The 17742-nt window shown below is 66.3% G+C and carries 8 protein-coding genes and 1 pseudogene; 5 read left to right on the top strand and 4 right to left on the bottom strand.

Annotated elements, in window-relative coordinates; genetic code table 11:
• Positions 1–25 precede the first annotated feature (25 nt).
• From C5C07_RS12810 to C5C07_RS12790, 5 genes are read left to right on the top strand one after another with little or no spacing between them, the layout of a single operon-like run.
• A complete protein-coding gene (locus C5C07_RS12810; RefSeq protein ID WP_115805202.1) occupies positions 26–2998 on the top strand; it encodes an FtsX-like permease family protein in 2973 nt (990 codons plus the stop codon).
• On the top strand, positions 2991–4655 hold the full coding sequence (locus tag C5C07_RS12805) for a hypothetical protein (protein WP_233510358.1): 1665 nt from the start codon (positions 2991–2993) through the stop codon (positions 4653–4655). The genes C5C07_RS12810 and C5C07_RS12805 overlap by 8 nt, the downstream gene beginning before the upstream one ends.
• 49 nt (positions 4656–4704) lie before the next feature.
• Positions 4705–5385, top strand: a complete 681-nt coding sequence (locus C5C07_RS12800) for an ABC transporter ATP-binding protein (protein WP_004975722.1) — start codon at positions 4705–4707, stop codon at positions 5383–5385.
• A gap of 15 nt (positions 5386–5400) precedes the next feature.
• Entirely contained in the window at positions 5401–8394 is a 2994-nt protein-coding gene (locus C5C07_RS12795) for an FtsX-like permease family protein (protein ID WP_115805200.1), read from the top strand.
• 55 nt (positions 8395–8449) lie between these two features.
• Positions 8450–9604, top strand: a complete 1155-nt coding sequence (locus C5C07_RS12790) for a hypothetical protein (protein ID WP_115805199.1) — start codon at positions 8450–8452, stop codon at positions 9602–9604.
• Between the two features lie 50 nt (positions 9605–9654).
• Here C5C07_RS12790 and C5C07_RS21870 read toward each other — a convergent pair.
• The 4 genes and pseudogenes from C5C07_RS21870 to C5C07_RS12770 all read right to left on the bottom strand — a co-directional run.
• Positions 9655–9791: pseudogene (locus tag C5C07_RS21870) on the bottom strand (transposase); the annotation flags it as partial.
• 208 nt (positions 9792–9999) lie between these two features.
• The gene (locus C5C07_RS12780; protein WP_233510355.1) at positions 10000–11241 is read right to left on the bottom strand and encodes a PGF-pre-PGF domain-containing protein; all 1242 of its coding nucleotides are present in this window, start codon (positions 11239–11241) and stop codon (positions 10000–10002) included.
• A gap of 3 nt (positions 11242–11244) precedes the next feature.
• Complete coding sequence (locus tag C5C07_RS12775; protein WP_233510354.1) at positions 11245–12366, bottom strand: dockerin type I domain-containing protein; 1122 nt, start codon at positions 12364–12366, stop codon at positions 11245–11247.
• 86 nt (positions 12367–12452) lie between these two features.
• The gene (locus tag C5C07_RS12770; protein ID WP_233510351.1) at positions 12453–17702 is read right to left on the bottom strand and encodes a CARDB domain-containing protein; all 5250 of its coding nucleotides are present in this window, start codon (positions 17700–17702) and stop codon (positions 12453–12455) included.
• Positions 17703–17742 lie beyond the last annotated feature (40 nt).

The following is a 17742-nucleotide window of genomic DNA, read 5'->3' as shown; positions in this document are numbered from 1 at the left end:
GCGAGTCTCGCGATAGAGAACACTAATGGGCTACCGTCGAGCGCTTTCGTTCAGTTGGGAGACGCGCGACACACTCGCCGTGCTCGTCATCGCCCTCACCGTCTCTTTTCTCGTCGGTGCCGCCATTCTCGGCGTCTCGCTCGGCCAGCAGACGACGACCATCTCCGACGAGTTCGGGACGAGCTATCACGTCGAGCGCGTTGACTCCCCGTCGAGCGTCGCGGACGCGAGCGGGTCCGACTCCGACGTCCGACTCGTCCTCGTTGGGGCGACCGTCGACGGGACGCCCGCGACGGTTGTCGGCGTCCCGCCGGGCGTCTCGGAACTCACCGTCCGGGGGCAAACAATCGACTTCCCCCGTCCGGACCCCGGAACGCTCGCCGTCGTCGGCGGACCGCCCGCCGGCGAGACCGTCTCGCTCGCAACGGACGAGACGGCGACGTCGGTCACGGTTACGGACCGCTCCGGCCATCAGGTCCTCCGAGACGGCTGGTATCTCACCCGCGCCGAGACGGTTTCAGCGTTCGAGGCGACCGAGGTAGTCACCATCGAACGGACGGACGGCGCACCGGCGACGCCGCTGTTGTCGGCGCTCCAGTTTTTCGTCCGCGGGACCGACCAACTGGTCCGCCTGCTCCAACTCGCGACGCTCGCGAGCGGCATTCTCGTCGGGGTGACGACGTACAGCGTCATCCGACTCACAGTCAAGGAGCGACGCCCGGACATCGCCGTGCTCCGTTCGACGGGCGCAACGCCGCGGCAAATCGTCGGCGTGTACACGCTCCGCGCCATCACGCTCGCGGCCGTCGGACTGGCGCTCGGATACAGCATCGGCGTCATCCTCGTCCGTGCGGTCCTGAACGCGGCGGTTTACGCCGGCCTCCCGACCTCCCTTGCGCTCGCACTTACGCCGCCGGTCATCCAACTGCTCGGACTGGCGACCGCCGTGCTGCTCGTCGCCGGCGTCGTCGCCGGCCTGACAGCGTCGTACCCAGAGGCGACGAAACCGCTGGACCGACTGTCGTCGTCGGGTCAGTCCGCCGACGGCCAGTCGCGGTCGCCGCTCGCAGGACTCTTCGAGACGCGATTGCTCGGGTGGGAGGCGACCGTCCCCACCGTCGCAACGCTGAGCGTGTTCATGGGCGTGGTGCTGTTGCTGTCGGCCGTTATCGGCGCGGTCGGCCCGCTTTCGGGCGTCGGCCAACAGACGATTACGGAGCCGGACGCACCCCATCCCATCGCGAGTAACGTCCCGGAATCGTACGCGTCTGCGCTCCGCAGTCAGGGTGTCGCGGTCAGTCCGGAGATTCTCCTCTTCGAGGTGTACCGAAACACGCCGTTCGTCGCGCGGGGGGTGAACTACTCCGCGTACGAGTCGCTGGCGCACACGGCGCTGACGACGGGACGGGAACCGACCGGAGACGACGAGGCGCTCATCGGGGCGAGTCTCGCCGAGGCGACCGGCCTCGGTGTCGGCGACACGCTCGTTCTCGGGGGCAGCACGACGCCCGGCATCACGCGAATCGAAATCGTGGGCCGGTTTGCGGGCACCGGCGTCCAAGACGACCAACTCCTCGTGTCGCTGGACACGGCGCGCCACCTCACGACGACTGGGCGAGACGGGGTTCAGTTCATCAGAACCAGCGGCCTCGCCAGCGGAGACGCGAACACGTCGACAATCGTGGTCACGGACGCGACGGTCACGCGCCGAGACGGGAGCTTCGGCGTCGCCGTCGAGGCCACGAATCTCGGGCTGAGCGACGCCTCCCGGTCCGTCTCCGTCACGCTCGGGGACGCGACTGCGAAGACCGCACTCTCGGTGCCCAGTCGCCGGTCGAAGACGACGTTCGTCGCGTTCGAGACGCCGCCTGCGGGGACCGTTTCTCTCTCCGTGGCCGACGTGACCAAGTCGGTGACGGTCGACGAGCGAGGCCGCGTCGTCGAGTCGCTCGGCGTGAGCGTTCCCGCGTCGATACCGGTCGGGGGCGCGCCGCGAATCAGCGTCTCGCGGGGCGGCGATCCGGTCGCGAACGCGACGGTTTCGGTCGATGGCCAGCGCCGAACGACGGACGCGAGCGGGACGGCCCGCGTCCGGTTCAACGAGACGGGGACGTACGTCGTGTCCGCGCGTGCAGGTTCCCAACAGCGTAACACCACGGTGACCGTCTCCGAGGACGCGACTCGGCGGCCGGTCCAGACGCTTTCTCTCTCGCCGCAGACGCCGACGCTGTTCACGTCGCCGACGGTGACGGCGCGGCTCACCAACCCGTGGACACAGCGACTGAACACGACCGTGACTATTCGGGGTCCGGGGACTGACGTCGAACGGGCCGTCTCGCTCGCACCGGGCGGGAGTCGTCGCGTCTCGGCGACTCTCCCACAGCGCCCGGCCGGAGAGTACACCGTCTCGTCGCAGGTCGGCGCGAGCGAACCGGCCACGCTCACGTATCGCGTCCGCGGCGACGAGCGGTTGGCGACCGCGCTCGCGGGGAGCGGTCGCTACACGAGCGGCGGCGGCATCGCGCAGGCGATTCAGCTCGTCTTCGGGAACCTCGAAGTGCTCCTCGCCGCGGTCGTCGCGCTGGTGAGCCTCATGACCGTCGGGAGCACGACCGCCGCGTTCACGCGGAGCACCTACGGCGTTCGGAAGACCATCGGCGTGTACCGCGCGACCGGGGCGCGCCGGACCGACATCCTCCGGCTCGTCCTCTTCGACACGCTCAAAGTCGGACTCGTCGCTTCGGCCGCCGCCTTCGTCATCGCCACCGCGGCCGTGACGGCGCTTCTGTCGGTCGGCGAACTCCGCGTGTTCGGCGTGGCGCTCACGCCGGCGTTCTCGCCCGGCGTCATCGCCGGGATGGTGCTCGCGGGCCTCGGCCTCGCGGTCGCGAGCGCGTGTCTCGCGACGGGATATCTGTTGCTGCAGGACCCCGCGGCACTCTTAGTGGATAGACATATACCGACGCCCGAGGGAGAGGGTAGTATCACCAATGAGTAACGGACGCCGCCGCGGATTCGTGATTCTCATCGCGGGTGTCGCCCTCGCGTTCGCCCTCCGTGCTCTCCCGCTTTATTGGAGCGGCCTTCCATCGACGCTCGACGGATTCGACTACGCGTGGTTAGCGAAGACGGCCACGGAGACGGGTTCGCTCCCGCTCACGCAGCGGGCGGACAACCTCGTGTTCAGCACGTACCTGAGCGTCGTGTCGCTGGTCACCGACGCCGTTCCCGTCCGTGCGATTCAGCCGCTCGCGACCGTCGTCGGCGGGGTTATCTGTTTCGTCGGCGGCGTCGTCGCTCGCCGCGTGCTCCGCGACAGCGGGTCGAGCGACGGGACCGCCACCGCGGTCGGCGCGGTGACGGCGACGCTCCTCGCCATTCAGGGGCTGTTCCTCCGTCGGACCACGGTTCCCGACGAGGAGATTCTCGGCATCCTCCTCGTGATTACGCTCGCGTTCTGTCTGCACCTCGCGTTGCGGAGTCGGCTCCGCCGCTGGTGGCTCGTCGTCGGGCTCTTGCTCGTCGTGTTCCCGATGACGCACACGTTTTCGACGTTCATCGCCGCGCTCGTCGTGACCGCGCTCGTCGTGCGCCACGTCTCCGTGCGGCTGTCGCTCCGCTCGGTGCTCGGTCCGGGCGTGCTCGCGGTCGCTTTCTGGGCGTACATGTTCTCGTACTACCGCTTCGCCGAGTCGTCGACGACGCTCAGCGTTCCGTACGTGAACCGAGTCATGGCCTATCCCGGGCTCTTCCTCGCGTGGCTCATCCTCCTCGCCATCGGTATCGTGTGGGTCCAACAGACGGGCCGCCGGGTCAAACAGGTCTCGTATCTCGCCGTCGTCGGGTCGTTTTTCGGCATCGTCGGGCTCAACGCCGTCTCGCCGATATTCCCGGGGACGACCCAGACGCCGCCGCTCATCCTGGGGCTCGTCGCGATTCTCGGCGTGTTCGCGGTGACCGCCGCCTTCGGACTCGAACTGTTCGAGTCGTACCGCGGCGGCGCGATACCGACGGCGATGTTCCTCGCGCCGGTCACCATCATCGGGTTCGGCCTCACCGCGTCGCTCACGCCCGAGTACTACGACACGGTCATGCGCGCGCAGACGTTCCTTCACATCCCGGCGGCGATGCTCGTCGGAGTTGTCCTCGTTCGCCTCCTTCAGGCCGCATCGGGGTCGACCGCCGGGCGCACGCTCCGCCTCGGGCTCGTCGCGCTCGTGCTCGTGTCGACAGTCGCGACCGCACCGCTCGCGTACCTCACGATGGACACGGCGACCGTCCCGTCGACGACCTACGAGTCCGAGTTCGACGGCGTCCGGTTTGCCTCCACGCACACCGACTCGCCGTGGTTGAGCGACCACTCGCTGACGCGGGTCGGGACGCATTACTTCAAGGCGCAGGTCGGCTACAGCGCCGTCGCGAACTGGCTCTCGGGCGGACCGAGCCCGGACTGTCTCGTCATCTCACAGCGCTCGTGGACGACGACCGGTGCGCACCTCTTCCCGAACGCCCCGGAGACCGTCTCGGCGACCGCGTACGCCGAGTGGACCGCGACACGGAACGTCGTCTACGCCAACACCGGGAACGACCCCGTGGTGGTGTCCCGGCCGGTCGGGAACGCGACGTGCGCGGCCGCGACGAACCGGACGGTCTGACCGAGCACCCATACACTATACATACGTGAAGCATGAAGGGAGCATATCGATGACGGGCCCCGTACTGCGTGGCGATTCGCTCACCGTCGAACGTGGTGACTCCACCATTCTCGCGGACGTCTCCATCACCGTCGAGCCTGACACCTCCCTCCTCATTCAAGGCCCGAGCGGTGCCGGGAAGACGACGCTGTTCAACGTCCTCGGACTGCTCAGTACCCCGACCAGCGGCTCGCTCTACGTCCACGGCGACGACACGAGCGCGCTCCCCGAGCGGAAACGCGCCGTGTTACGGCGGGACGCGATCGGATTCGTGTTCCAGGACTTCCAGCTCATCCCGGACCTGACCGCGTGGGACAACGCCGCGCTGCCGCAGGACCACACCCGGAGCCGAGACGAGGCGTGGCTCGACACGCTGTTCGACGCCCTCGACATCTTGGACCTCAAAGACCAGTATCCGGCGACGCTCAGCGGCGGGGAGAAACAGCGCGTCGCCATCGCCCGCTCCCTCGCGAACCGGCCGGACGTCGTCTTCGCCGACGAGCCGACGGGGCAACTCGACCCCGAAACCGCAGCGCGCGTCCTCGACCTCCTGTTCCGCGTCAAGGACCAGACGGACACCGCGCTCGTCGTGATCAGCCACGACCCCACGCTGTCCGACCAGTTCGAAGAGACGCACGTGCTGATAGACGGCTCGCTCCGCCGGAAACCGGACGAGTTCATCCGTCAATGAACCGCCTCGGATAACATGCGCTATGCGACAGCGCTCCTCTCGAGGTGGTCGCGCCGCGAGTGGCTGAGCATCGCGGTCGTCGCCGTCACGACAGCGTTTCTCCTCGGTTCCGCGCTGTTGTTGCTCACGGCGGCCACCTACACCGGCACCCTCAGTTCCGACCTCTCGAGTTCGGCGACGGTCACCTACGAACAGTCGTACGACGACGCCGTTGCGGCCGCGTCCGCCGACGAGGTCGTCATCGCGGTCACGACAGTTTCACTGCCGGACGGCGAGACGCGCCGAGTCGTCGGGGTACCGCCGGACGCGCCGCGAACGATTTCCGGTGCGTCGGTCTCGTGGCAAGCCGCGACGCTCCCGAGACCGCCGAAAGACGGTGTCTCGGCCCCGGTATCGACGGTCCAGCAGATAGAGCTGTCCGGCCCTGAAAATACCGTGTCGACGTCCGTCTCGCCGCACCGCGTCGACGAAACGCTGTTTCCCGACTCGTGGTACGTCGCGGACACCGATACCGTCCAGCAGTTGGGGACGAGCGGTGCCTTGGTGTTCGACACCGGGAGTTCGGGTGCGCCGTCGTCACCGACGACCGTCCCGCTCATCGCGGCGCTCCCGTTTCTGGCGGGCGGTATCACGCAGGTCGTCCGGACGCTCTCGGTCGCCGCGTTCGCCGGCGGGCTCTTGATTCTCGTCGTCGTGTACAACGTCACGAAGATGTCGATTCGGGACCGGACCCGTCTCATCGGCGTCGCCCGCGCGACCGGAGCGTCGCCGCAGCGCATCCTCTCGATTATCCTCGGGCGCGTGCTGTCGCTCACGTTCGTCGGGGTCGCGTTGGGATACGCGCTCGGCGTAATCGTGACCAACGGCGTCGTCAACGCCGCGACGTACGTGGGCCTCCCGGTGTCGATTCAGACGAACGTGACCGCGGATATCGCGTTTTCGCTCCTCGGCATCGCCGGGTTCCTCCTCGTGATGGGCCTCGTCGCCGGGGTCCTCGCGGCGCTTCCGGTCGTCCGCGGCGACCCGAAGTTCGACCAAACACACCGGGCCACCAGTCGATGGCCGCAGCCGATTCGCCGATTCCAAGCGGTCGCCTCGCCGACGCTCGTCGATTGGCGGGCGTTCACCCCGACGGCGGCGACGCTCGCCGTCTTCATGCTCATCATCCTACTGACGGGGTCGATTGGCGGCGCGCTCGCGCCGCTCGCCACAACGTCGAGCGGGACGGTCGTCGAGAGCGGTGCCGCACACCCCCTCAACAGCCGCATCGACGAGAACTACGCGACGGTCCTCCGCTCGTACGGTATCACGGCGAGCCCGGAGGTCATCTACGCGCAGACCCGAGGCCGGACGCCGTACCTCGTTCGCGGGGCGAACTACACCGCGTTTAGCTCGGTCACCGACGCGTCGTTAGTCGCGGGGACGGCCCCACAGCGCGCCGACGAGGCCGTCGTCGGGACCGACCTCGCGCGGACGCTCGGGCTCGAAGTCGGAGAGACGGTGACGCTTGGGGGGAGCGTTACGCCCGGCGTCAGACGTGTCACAATCGTCGGGACGTTCGCCGGAAGCGGCGTGACGAACGACCAGCTCGTCGTCCCGCTCGAGACGACACAGCCGCTGGCGACGGGTCCCGGAACGGTTCACCTGATTCGGACGAAGAACGCGTCTTCGAGGCTCACGTCCCTGCAGAACCGCTCGTCGGGACTGCTCGTGACGAGCCTCTCGGGACCGTCCGAGGTCCGGACGAACGCGACGTATCGCTTCGGCGCGACGGTCCGAAACCTCGGGTCCACCACCGCGAGTGAAACAGTTACGGTCCGCGTGGGGAACCGAACGCTCGAACGAGACGTGACGCTCGGGAGCGACGAATCGACCCAACTGTCGTTCGAGACGAGCTTCGAGACCGCGGGGACGTACGAACTCGCGACCGACGGCGTCACCCGCTCCGTGACGGTGTACCGGCCGAACACGCTTCAGCTCCCGTCCGAGTACCCGACGCGCGCGCCGCCGGGGTCCACGCTCGTCGTACCGGCGACGACGCCGAACGAGTCCGTGGTCTCCGGTGTGACCGTCACGCTCGACGGCCGGAGCGCGACGACGGACGCCCGCGGCGGCGTGCCCATCCGGGTTCCCGAAGAGCCGGGCACGTACACGCTCCGGCTCTCGAAAGACGGCTACGTCCCGGAAGAACACACGCTCACCGTGGAACGCGGCGCGCCGCAGCGACTCGGCGGGCGGTTGACGGTCTCGCCGTCCACCGGGTCGCGACTCACGAACCCGACGGTGACCGCACGCGTCGCCAACCCGTGGGGTCGGTTCCTCGTCCGCAACCTCACCCTCGTCTCGCCGGGTGGGACCCAGACGCGGACCGTCGAACTGACCGCCGGAAACGTCTCGGAGATCGAACTGTCGGCGTCCGAGGTCGGACTCGGTGACGACCCGCCGCCGGGCACGTACGACCTCCGATTGGTCGTCGACGGGACGGTCATCTCGACGGCGACCTATCGCGTCACCGGCGACGAGCGCGTCGCGGCGACGCTCAGCAGTCGCGGCGAGTACACCGAGGGAACCGGTATCGGCCGGGCCATCGAGAACGTCTTCGGAAACGTGCAGTTGCTGTTCGTCGTGCTCGTCTCGCTCGCCGGGTTGAGCACCATCGGCGGCACGACCGCGACGTTCGCGCAGGCGGTGCACGCGAACCGCCGCGTCATCGGCATCTACCGCGCGACCGGCGCGAGCAGACGACGGATTCTCGCCTTGCTCGCGGCCGACGCCGTCCGTCTCGCGATTCCCGCGGCGGTCCTCTCGTTCGGCCTCGCGGCGGCGCTCCTGTGGGTGCTCGCGCGGGTCGACGTGCTCGTCGTCTTCGGGATTCGACTCGCCGTCCCGTTCACTCCCCTGATGGTCGCCGCGTCCGCCCTCGGCGCGGTCTGTCTCGCGGTCTGTAGCGCCGTCATCGCGGCGACGCCCTTCGTTCGGTTCGACGTCGGGCGGTTGCTCCACCGCTGACTGTTCGACTCGCCATGACAATGCACTTACCCCAGACGACTGTAGAGGCTGGCACATGCACTCGTCCCGTGCCCTCCTCTTGGCGCTCGTGTTGGTGTGTTCGGCGGTCGCCCCGTTGACGGCGGCACAGAGCGCCGACTACGACGTCGACATCGACGGCGACCTCGACATCCCGGACCGAACGATTTCGACTCAGTGGGGAGACCAGACCATCGAAGCCATCGGCAGCGCGTCGGAAGACGGCTACCTTTCCGTTTCGACCGACGGCCCGTCCGGTGACTCGTACTCCATCCGTGTCGTCGACAGTCAACAGCGACTCCGTGACAGCCAGTACGTCGACGGCGGCTCCGCCTCGGCGTCGTTCTCGCTCGATCGCTACGACCCCGGTACGTACGCAATCGCGCTCACGAACGGAACTGAAACCGTCTACGCGGTCGAACCGTTCATCATCAACGGGTTCGACGTCGAACAGACCGCGGCGGACCGCGTCGAATCGGACGACGAACTCCTCGTGGAAGTGAACCTCTCCAAGGTCAGCAACGACGTCGAATCGCCGCCGGCCGGCGTCGAGGTCGTTCTCGGGAACGAGTCGGCGTCTGTCCGCACGACCGCGACCCGACAGACGGGGTTGAACTACACGGCGACGGTCGACGTCGCGTCGCTCTCGACGGGCGACTATCGGCTCTATTCGGCCGCCCAGACCGGCGACGAAGTGTTCGGTGAACCCGAACTCGTCGCGGTGAGCGGAACCCAGTCCGTGAGCGTCGTCGAGGAAGGGTCGCTCGAAGACTCGGACTCGACGGACGGGTCCGACGACACGACGACCACGGAGACGACCGAGACCGCAACGTCGACCCCAACCAACGAGTCCACCACAGCCAATACGACTGCGGGGAACTCCGGAGGGAGTTCGGCGGAGACGACTGACTCGCCGACGCCCACGGACGATGCGGACGACGCAGATGACACGGACGATGTGGACGACGCGGACGACGGGGCTGATTCGGACGACGCGGACGAAGACGACCAGTCGGCTTCGACGGGGGAATCCACGGATACGTCCGGCACGGAGACCTCGACGCAAACCGCAGCGCCCTCGACGACTGAAACCACGACCGAAACCACCGCTCCACTCTGGGGGCCGGTCGGGATTGCACTCGTCTGTGTCGTCGGTCTCGTCGGCGTCAGTCTTCTGCGTCGCCGCTCGTAATCGACGAGGCGGACACCTCTTCTTGAACCGCGCATTTCTTTCGGACGCCAGTGACCCACGACTGAAGTCATGGGCTTGTCAGTGGACGCACCTTCTGCCGTCGGATTGACGGAGGCGTGGAAACCACCGTTCAGGTTCGTGCTGGCGAGAGCGCACACTGACAGGGTTCGCCTCCACCCGAAGATCTACTCCAAGTGAGAGTGCACCCCGACTCTCTACGACAGTCCCTCGGCGGTCAACGACCCCGGTAGCGTCTACACGGAGCGTGCCACAGTGTGGCGGCAGAAGCGCGTGGCGCACGGTGGCGAACACCCGCGGTTGGCGCTGTGCGTGGCTGTCCGATTCGGATCTGTGTCGTCGAATAAAAGAAAAGGACCGAGAACGGTGACGCGACGTTAGTCGCGTCGCACCGCGATGAGCGCGATTGCGACGAGCGCAATCAGCGCGGCGGTGACGCCGAAGCCGGGAATGACCGAGTCGGTCGTCGTCGGCTCTCCGGTCGTCGTCTCGTCGTCGAAGCCGGGCGTTCCGTCGTCCGTTGTGGTGTCGTCACCATCGTCGTCAGACGTGGTGGTGTCGTCACCACCGTCGTCTGCCGTCGTCGTCACGGCCTGCTTCGAGGTCACGGCGAAGTACGAGAAGCCGGGCGTATCGACTTCCAGTACGACCCGTCCGTCGCCCTCGCTCACGACGCGCGTGTCGAGGGTCTCCCACTCACCGCTCTCGTCGTTGTAGCGTTCGACTGCGAGGTCCTGCGCCGTGATTCCGAGTTCGTCAAGGCGGTCTTGTCTCACGCTCAGCGTGATGGTCGACGGCGAATCGCGGAGGGAACTCGGGACGTCGATTTGGACGTAGCCGATCGCGGCGTTCGACGGTCGACCGACCGTTCCGGGGAGGCTCGTCCGCTCGCGGACGATGACCTCGCCGGTTCCCTGGCTGCCGAACTCCACGTCGACGTTCGTCACAGTGGCACCGTCCGGGAGCGACGCGCTGACCTGCGAACCGTAGAAGAGCCGGACGCTCTCGTAGGTTCCGCTGTTCGGAACGGATCCGCCGCCACCGCCACCGCCGCCACCGCCGCTCGACGGTGCTTCGGTGGTCGGCGTCGACGGCGTCGGCGTCGATGGGGTCGGCGTACTACCGTCGACGTTGTTCACATCGACGGTCGTCGTGTCGCCGCTGTGCGACAGGAGGTTTCCTCTCGTGTCCGTGATCGATTCGACGGTGACGTCGATGGAAGCGGCGGTGTCGCTCCCGACGGACTGCGCGCTCACCGTCAGGTCCGCGAGCGAGACGTTTCCGGTCGAGCCGGAGGTCTCACCCGTGTACCCGACGACGGTGAGCTTTCCGTTGCCGTGGTCGGTCGTCTCCACGTTGAACCGGGAGTTCCCGGCGACCGAGACGTCGACCAGGCTGTCGTCGTAGCTGATGTTCAGTTCGTACGACCCGATGCCGTCCGCGTCCTCGACGTTGTACGCAGTGAGCGTCGCCGTCGAGTCCGCGGAGCGCTCGTCGAGCGAGCCGACGGCGTCGACCGAGACGGTCTTGGCCGTCGCGGCACCGGCACCACCGACGCCGACTGCACTGACGAGCATGGCGGCGCACATCGCTACTGCGAGTAGCTGTTTCGTGTTCATGAGTTATGCACCTCCGATGGTGTAGTCGGCATCGCGGTTGTTCTCGCTGTACTGCTGGACGAGCATCGCGTCGACCGCGTTGACCTGCCCGTCGCCGTTGACGTCGCCGTAGGCGGCGTCGGAGCCGCTCGAAGCGGCCTGTGCGATTGCGGACGCGTCGTCCGCGTCAACGTCGCCGTCGAGGTCTGCGTTCCCGAGTTCGTAGCCTTCGAACTCCACGGAGACCTGCGTCGCGACGCCAGTCTGGTTGAGCTGAACTCGCGTCTCACCGTCGACCGTCGTCTGGTCGACGAGGTTCGCGTCCGTCGTCGCGACGCCGTTCCCGCGGAGCGGCGTGTCGCTCGGCGGTGCGATGTCGTAGACGACCGTGCCGTCGGTCTTCGAGACGGTCACCGACACCGTCGTGTTGACGGGTGTCTTCGCGTTCCCGTCCGATTCCGAGGTCGAGTCACCGACGAGCGACGGCGCGTCGCCGACGTAGGCGACCGGCTGGATGCTGTCGTCGCCGTCGACGAAGGTGACAGACGCCGTCTCGGAGATGCCGACGCCGACGGTGAACTCGGGCGCGTTCGTCAGGCTCGCGCCGACCGTGTGGTCGCCTTCGAGCACCGTCTCGCTGACCGAGTCGGCTTGGTTCTGACCGTCGAGGACGACGGACGCGCCACTGACGGCGTTTCCGTCGTTGTCAACGACGCTCGCGTTGACCGTCCCGACGCCGCTCACGTCGAGCTGTTCGGTCGTCCGAACGTTGTTCGGCTCGTTGTACAGCGGGCGCGCGTCGGCGGTCAGCGATGTCGTCCCCGCCGACGAGACGGTCACGTTGAAGTGGTACGTCCGGGATTCCCCGGCCGGCACCACTTCGCCCGTGATGGTCAGGGAGTTGCCGGTCGAAATCGTACTCTGCTGGACGGCCGCGTCCCGCAGGTCCGACGTGTCGTTCACGTAGACCGCGTCTTCGGCCCCGTTCGGGAGGCCGACCGGACTGCTGATCGGGACCTCAACGAGCGGGTTGAGTAGCGCGGTGTCGTCGTTGTTCGTAACCGTTACTGCAATCGTCTGGTTGCCGTTCGTGCTGAGGTCGTCCGGTGCGTCGATGTCGACGCTGAACGGATCCGAAGCAGACACAACGCCCGGACCGACACCGAACGATATCGATGCCACGACCAGGAGGGCAGCCAGTGTCATTGAGAGTTTTCGTGTCATCGTTCTCCTCAGTTGGTGTCCTCGTACTCTTGTTCGTTGACGAGCTGTTCGGACTCGGCACCGACAACGACTCGAGTCGAGTTCTCGATGGTGAGGGTGATATCACCGGTCTCACGAAGCGTCTCGAGTTCGTCAGTCGTGAAGGACACCGTGGCCGTCGGCGTGTTGCCGTCGACGGTGACGTCCTCCGTGAAGGTCGAGTTGATTTCGACCGTCACCGTCTGCGCACCAGCGTTCCGCTGGTCCGCCGTGGTGAGAGCGTCGATTGCGACGCCGGTCGCACGCGTGTTACCGAAGGAGCCACCCTGCTGGTAGATGCTGACGAGGTAGCCGACACCGTCGGAGACGGTATCGTTGCTCGCCGCCGTGTAGCCCTCCGCGGCGTTCAACGCGATGATCGCGTTGCCCGTCGCGCGGGCCTTCTCACCGGTGTTACTCCAGTACGGCGAGTTCGTGTAACCAGCCCAGGAACCGTCTTCCCGCTGGTTCGCCGCGAGCCACTGGACACCGCTGTCGAGGGCCATCGACACGTTACCCGAACTCAGCTCGCTGTTGACCTGGTTCCGGAGGGTGTCGCTGTCGTTGACCGCTGCGAGCGCCTGCACCGCGTAGGCGGTTGCCTGCGCCTGTTTCGAACCGGCTTCCCAGCTACCGTCGCCGTTCTGCTGTTCGATGAGGTAGACCGCTGCGTCGACGCTGAACTCGTTGGCGGCCGTCTGTGCGGTCGCGTTGAGGTCGTCGCCAGCGCGGTCGATTGCGACCGTCGTGTAGGCGGTCGCGGAGGTGTCGTCGCGGAGGAAGTACCCGCTCGGGCGGACACGTCCGTTGTTGCGCTGTTTGTCTGCCAGCCAGAGGACTGCACCGCTCTGGTTGATGTTCTGCAGACTCTTGTTCACGTCCGTACGACTGCTCTGCACCGCGTCGTCGGAGACGGCGCTCACGCCCTGCAGGGCGTAGATGGTGTAGAACAGGTCACCGCGCGGGTTGTTGCCGTACATGCTCCACGCGCCGTTGTCGTGCTGGGAGATGTTGACGTACGCCCCAGGCGTGGGCTCGTCGGCAAGCTTGCTGATACCCGCGCTGATCGTGCTGTTCGAGCGGTCGCGGTCGTAGTTGCTCGGGATGTCGCCGTCGCGGTAGTACTGGTCGGTCCGGAGCGCGGACATCATCTGGGTCGTCGTCTGTTCGACACACCAGTAGGGGTAGGAGAACAGGTATTCGAGACCCTGTAGCGTCCGTCCGTCCGTCCCGGCCTGCACGGTCACGTTGAGGGTGTGCTCGTAGGTCGTCGCGTCCGAGATGTTGAGCGCGAGCGACTGCGTCTCGCCCGCGGACTCGAGCGTCGTCGCGTTCGTCGTCGTGTAGCGGACCTTCGGCACCGTGACGTTGGTCGTCGCGGACGCCGTGTCGCTCTGGCCGAACGCTTCGACGGTGACGTCGAGCTGCGCGTCGTCGATGTCGGCGGTCGTGTTGCCGCGGACCTTCCACGCAACCGAACCGCCCTTCGCCGACGACCGGACCTGTTTCTCAGCGCGCTGTCCGTCGACGAGTTCGAGCCCCGCGGGGAGCGAAACCGTCGCGTTGACGTCCGACGGGTAGTTCGCGTTGAACTCGGCGATGACGGTGACAGTCGAGTTGTTCACGACCGTCGAGGGCACCGAGACGTCCTCGTCGTCGATGCTCAGCGTGTACGGCTTCACTCTGACGTCCTTCGTCGACTCGTTGTTGTCGAACGGGACGCCGTCGGAGACGCTCGCGGTCACGACTTTGTCGCCACCCGTCGCGAAGCTGTGGGTGACGCGCGTCGTGTTCGGCTGTTGGACGCCGAGGTTCGCGATGGTGATGTTCTCGGTCGTCCCGTCGTCGTAGTCGACGGTCACGTTGAACTCACCGGTCGGTGCGGTACCGTTGTTCTTCGTGAACACGACGAGCGTCGCCTTCTGGCTCTGGAGCACCGTGCTCTGTCCCTGGATGCGGACTGCCGGGTCGGCGTAGACCACGCGCGTGGAGTTGACGACCTGGTTGTTCGTCTCGTCCGTCTCGGGAATCTCGTTCGCCGGATCGACCGTCGCGGTCACCTTCGCGTTACCCTGTGCGAGGGTTCCGAGGAGTTCTTCGCTGGCGAACTCCGTCAGGTCGTAGGTGAGCGTCGTCTCGTTGTTCGGCGCGTCGGTGCTGTCGGAGAGGTTGCCGGTGTACTTCGTGTACGTCTCCGTGGCACCGTTGGCGGCCTCGACAGTCAGGTCGACCGTCGCGTTCGAGACGTTGACGAGTCCGTCGTTCGAGACGGTCACGGAGGCGTTCACGCCGTCGTTGAACCGCTGTCGCTGTTCGACGTCGAGTTCGGGCGAGAGGTCAGCACCCTCCGCGAGGCGGAAGGTGAGGTTCGCACCGCTCGTGTCGACCGTGAGGTTCTGCCAGTACGTCCGGTTGACGAACCGATCGTTCTCGGGCGGCGTGACGCGGACTTCCATGTCGCCGCGGACCTCGATGCCGGTCTTGTCGCCTTCACCGGCCGGGAAGAGCCCCTCGGCGTTGGACTTGTACGCGACACCCGAGCGGGTGCCGTCGTTGTTGTGGGTGACCGCAATCGTCGCGTTCTCCACGGGGTCACCGTCTTGGTCGACGACGGTGACGTTCAGTAGACCCGCGTCGGGGAGCGTCGTGTTCCCGACGTTCAGAATCCGCTCGGTTCCTTTCGTCGTGTAGAGCGAGTAGATGTCGGGCGACCCGTCGCGCGGGTGGTCGCCGCTCCAACCGCTCGCTTCGTCCTGCACGTACGCGATCGTCTGTGAGGTTCCGTTGACGACCGGCACGAGGAACCGACCGTTCTCGTCGGTGAACGCCTGTCCGACGGACCACGACTCGTCGCCGGGGTTCGTGCGGCTCGTGTAGACGAGGTCGTCCACGGCGGCGCTCCCGTCGGGCATCTTGACGTAGCCCTTCGCGAGCGGACCGCCGGTGACGCGCGCGTTGACCTCGTTGTTCGTCTCGCTCGCCTCGGCGATTTCGTCAGCCGGGTCCGCGACGACGCGAACGGAGTAGTTCCGCGCGTCAACGCGTGCGAGCGTCGTGTTGATAGCGACCGACTCGCCCGCAGCGAGGTCGACCGACTGACTGGTGAGTTCTTCCCAGTCCCCACCGCCGTCGGCTTTCGCTTCGACGAGTACGTCGACGCCCGTCGCCTCGACGTTACCGCGGTTTTCGACCGTCGCGTTGACGGGCACGATACCTTTCGTCACGTTCGTTTCGACCGAGAGCGTCGGCGTGATGTCCGGCGCTTTCACGGTGACCGTCTCGGGCGAGAGGTCGCCGATGCGGACCGTGTGCTCGCCGAGGGCGAGGTCGGTGACGGTGAACGAGACCGTCTTCGATTCGCCGCCGTCGAGGGTCACGGCCTTCGTCTGCGTGATTTCGTCGTCGACCGAGAGCGTCGCGGTGAACGTGTCCGACACGTCGCCGGTGTTCGTGACCGTCGCGCTCACGTTGACCGCGTCCTCGAGTCCGATTTCGGTCGCGTTGACCTGCAGGTTCGAGTAGTCGAGGTTCGCCGGCTTGTCGACAGTCACGGTCTGAGCGGGAAGCCCGTCGATCGCGATCTGGTACGTGCCGGGACCGAGGTCCCTCTCGAAGGTGACCGTCGTGGACTCGTCGGGCGCGAGCGTCCCGTTCATCCACTCGACGGTCTGTCCGTCGATGACGAGCGACGCGTTGTACTCGCCAGCGCCGGTTCCGTTGTTGCTGACATCGGCACTCACGACCGTCGTCTCACCCGGTGAAACCTGGCTCGGGGCCGTGAAGTTCGAGTAGACGATGTCCGGGACGCCGCTGACCTCGATGGCCGTCGGCGTCGCGTCGTTGACCGTCACGTCGTACGTGCCCGGCGTGTCGAAGCTCAGTTCGAACTGCTCGACGACGGTCTCGCCTTCGTTGACGAACACCGTCTTCGACTCGACGGTCTGGCCGTCACGCTTGAGGTCGACCGTGAAGTTCCCACCGAAGTAGTCGGTGTTCTCGACGGTCGCGTTGACCGTCACCGTCTCGTCCGTCGTCACCGACGTCGACGAGACGTTGTAGTCGGTGAGTTCGATGTTCGGCGTGATGACGTACAGGTCAACGCTCGACGAGATGTACGCGGTTCCGTTAGACGGGTCTTTCGTGGCCGTCGCGGTTCCCGACTCGACGGGCGTGAACGTCACCTGACCGTTCGAATCGGTCGTGAACGTCTTGCCGTTGTAGGTCACGTTCGCACCAGCGACGCGGTCGCCGGTGTCTGCCCGAGTCACGTTGAGCGTGACGCTGTCGCCCTGCTGGATTTCGACCGCGCTCGGCTCGATGTTGAGCTGGACGCCGTCGACGAGTTCGACGCTCGCTTTGTTGCTCAGCGTCGCCGTCCCGTTCTGTGCGGTCGCGAAGTGAACCACCGAGTACTCGCCGGGCGTGAAGTTCTCCGTCGTGCGGAGCGTGACCGTCTCCTGCGGTCCGCCGACGGTCCCGTTGATACTCGTGTAGATGACCGTGTCGTCGGTCTGGGTCACGCTGTCTTCACCGGCTAACCGCGAGAGCAGCGAGACGATGTTCGTGTTCCCGTTGTATCGGCTCGCGGGAAGCGTGCTCCCGGCGAAGTTCGTTCCGGGCTTCACGTCGGTCGCCCCTTCGATTCGGTCGATGGACGACTGAATCTCCTCGATTTCGCTCCCGTTGAGCTGAATCGTCTGCTGTTGGTCGCCGAGGACCGTCTCGTTCAGCAGAATCGTCGTGTGCGAAACCTCGTCCGATTCCAGATTCGACGCGTCGACGTCGACGTCAACGTCGTTGCCGACCGCGGCAACCTCCGGCGGCGTCACCGTCGACCGACCGTCCTGGACGAGGAAGTGGTCGAAGCCGACGACCGTCACGTTCCCTTCGGCGGTGAGGTTACCGGCCGAGGAGCCCTGCACCAGTCCCGGGTCGGTGCTGTTCTCGACGAGAACCGTCGCGAAGATGTACTGCCCGGATTCGTCGGGGGTGAATTTGAAGTTCTGCTCTCCGCTCTCCCCCGTGAACTCGCGAACGATTTCGGCGTTCGTGTCCTTACTCGTGGTGAGCAGTTTGCCGATATCGCTGATACCACCCGGTTGCTTCGCGCCCTCCTTCAGGCGGACAGCGACCAGTTGGACTTTCTCCCCGTCGACCACGCTGCTCTTTCCGGCTTTCCCCGGATTGAAGGTCGCGGTGATCTCCGTCTTGTTGAAGACGTAGATTCGATTTTTGTCCAAACTGGTTTCCAGGTCGCTCGTCCCGACGAAGATATTCGTG

Source organism: Haloferax sp. Atlit-4N, from assembly GCF_003383025.1.
In the GTDB taxonomy this organism is placed as follows: domain Archaea; phylum Halobacteriota; class Halobacteria; order Halobacteriales; family Haloferacaceae; genus Haloferax; species Haloferax gibbonsii.
This window is presented reverse-complemented; position numbering and strand designations above follow the sequence as displayed.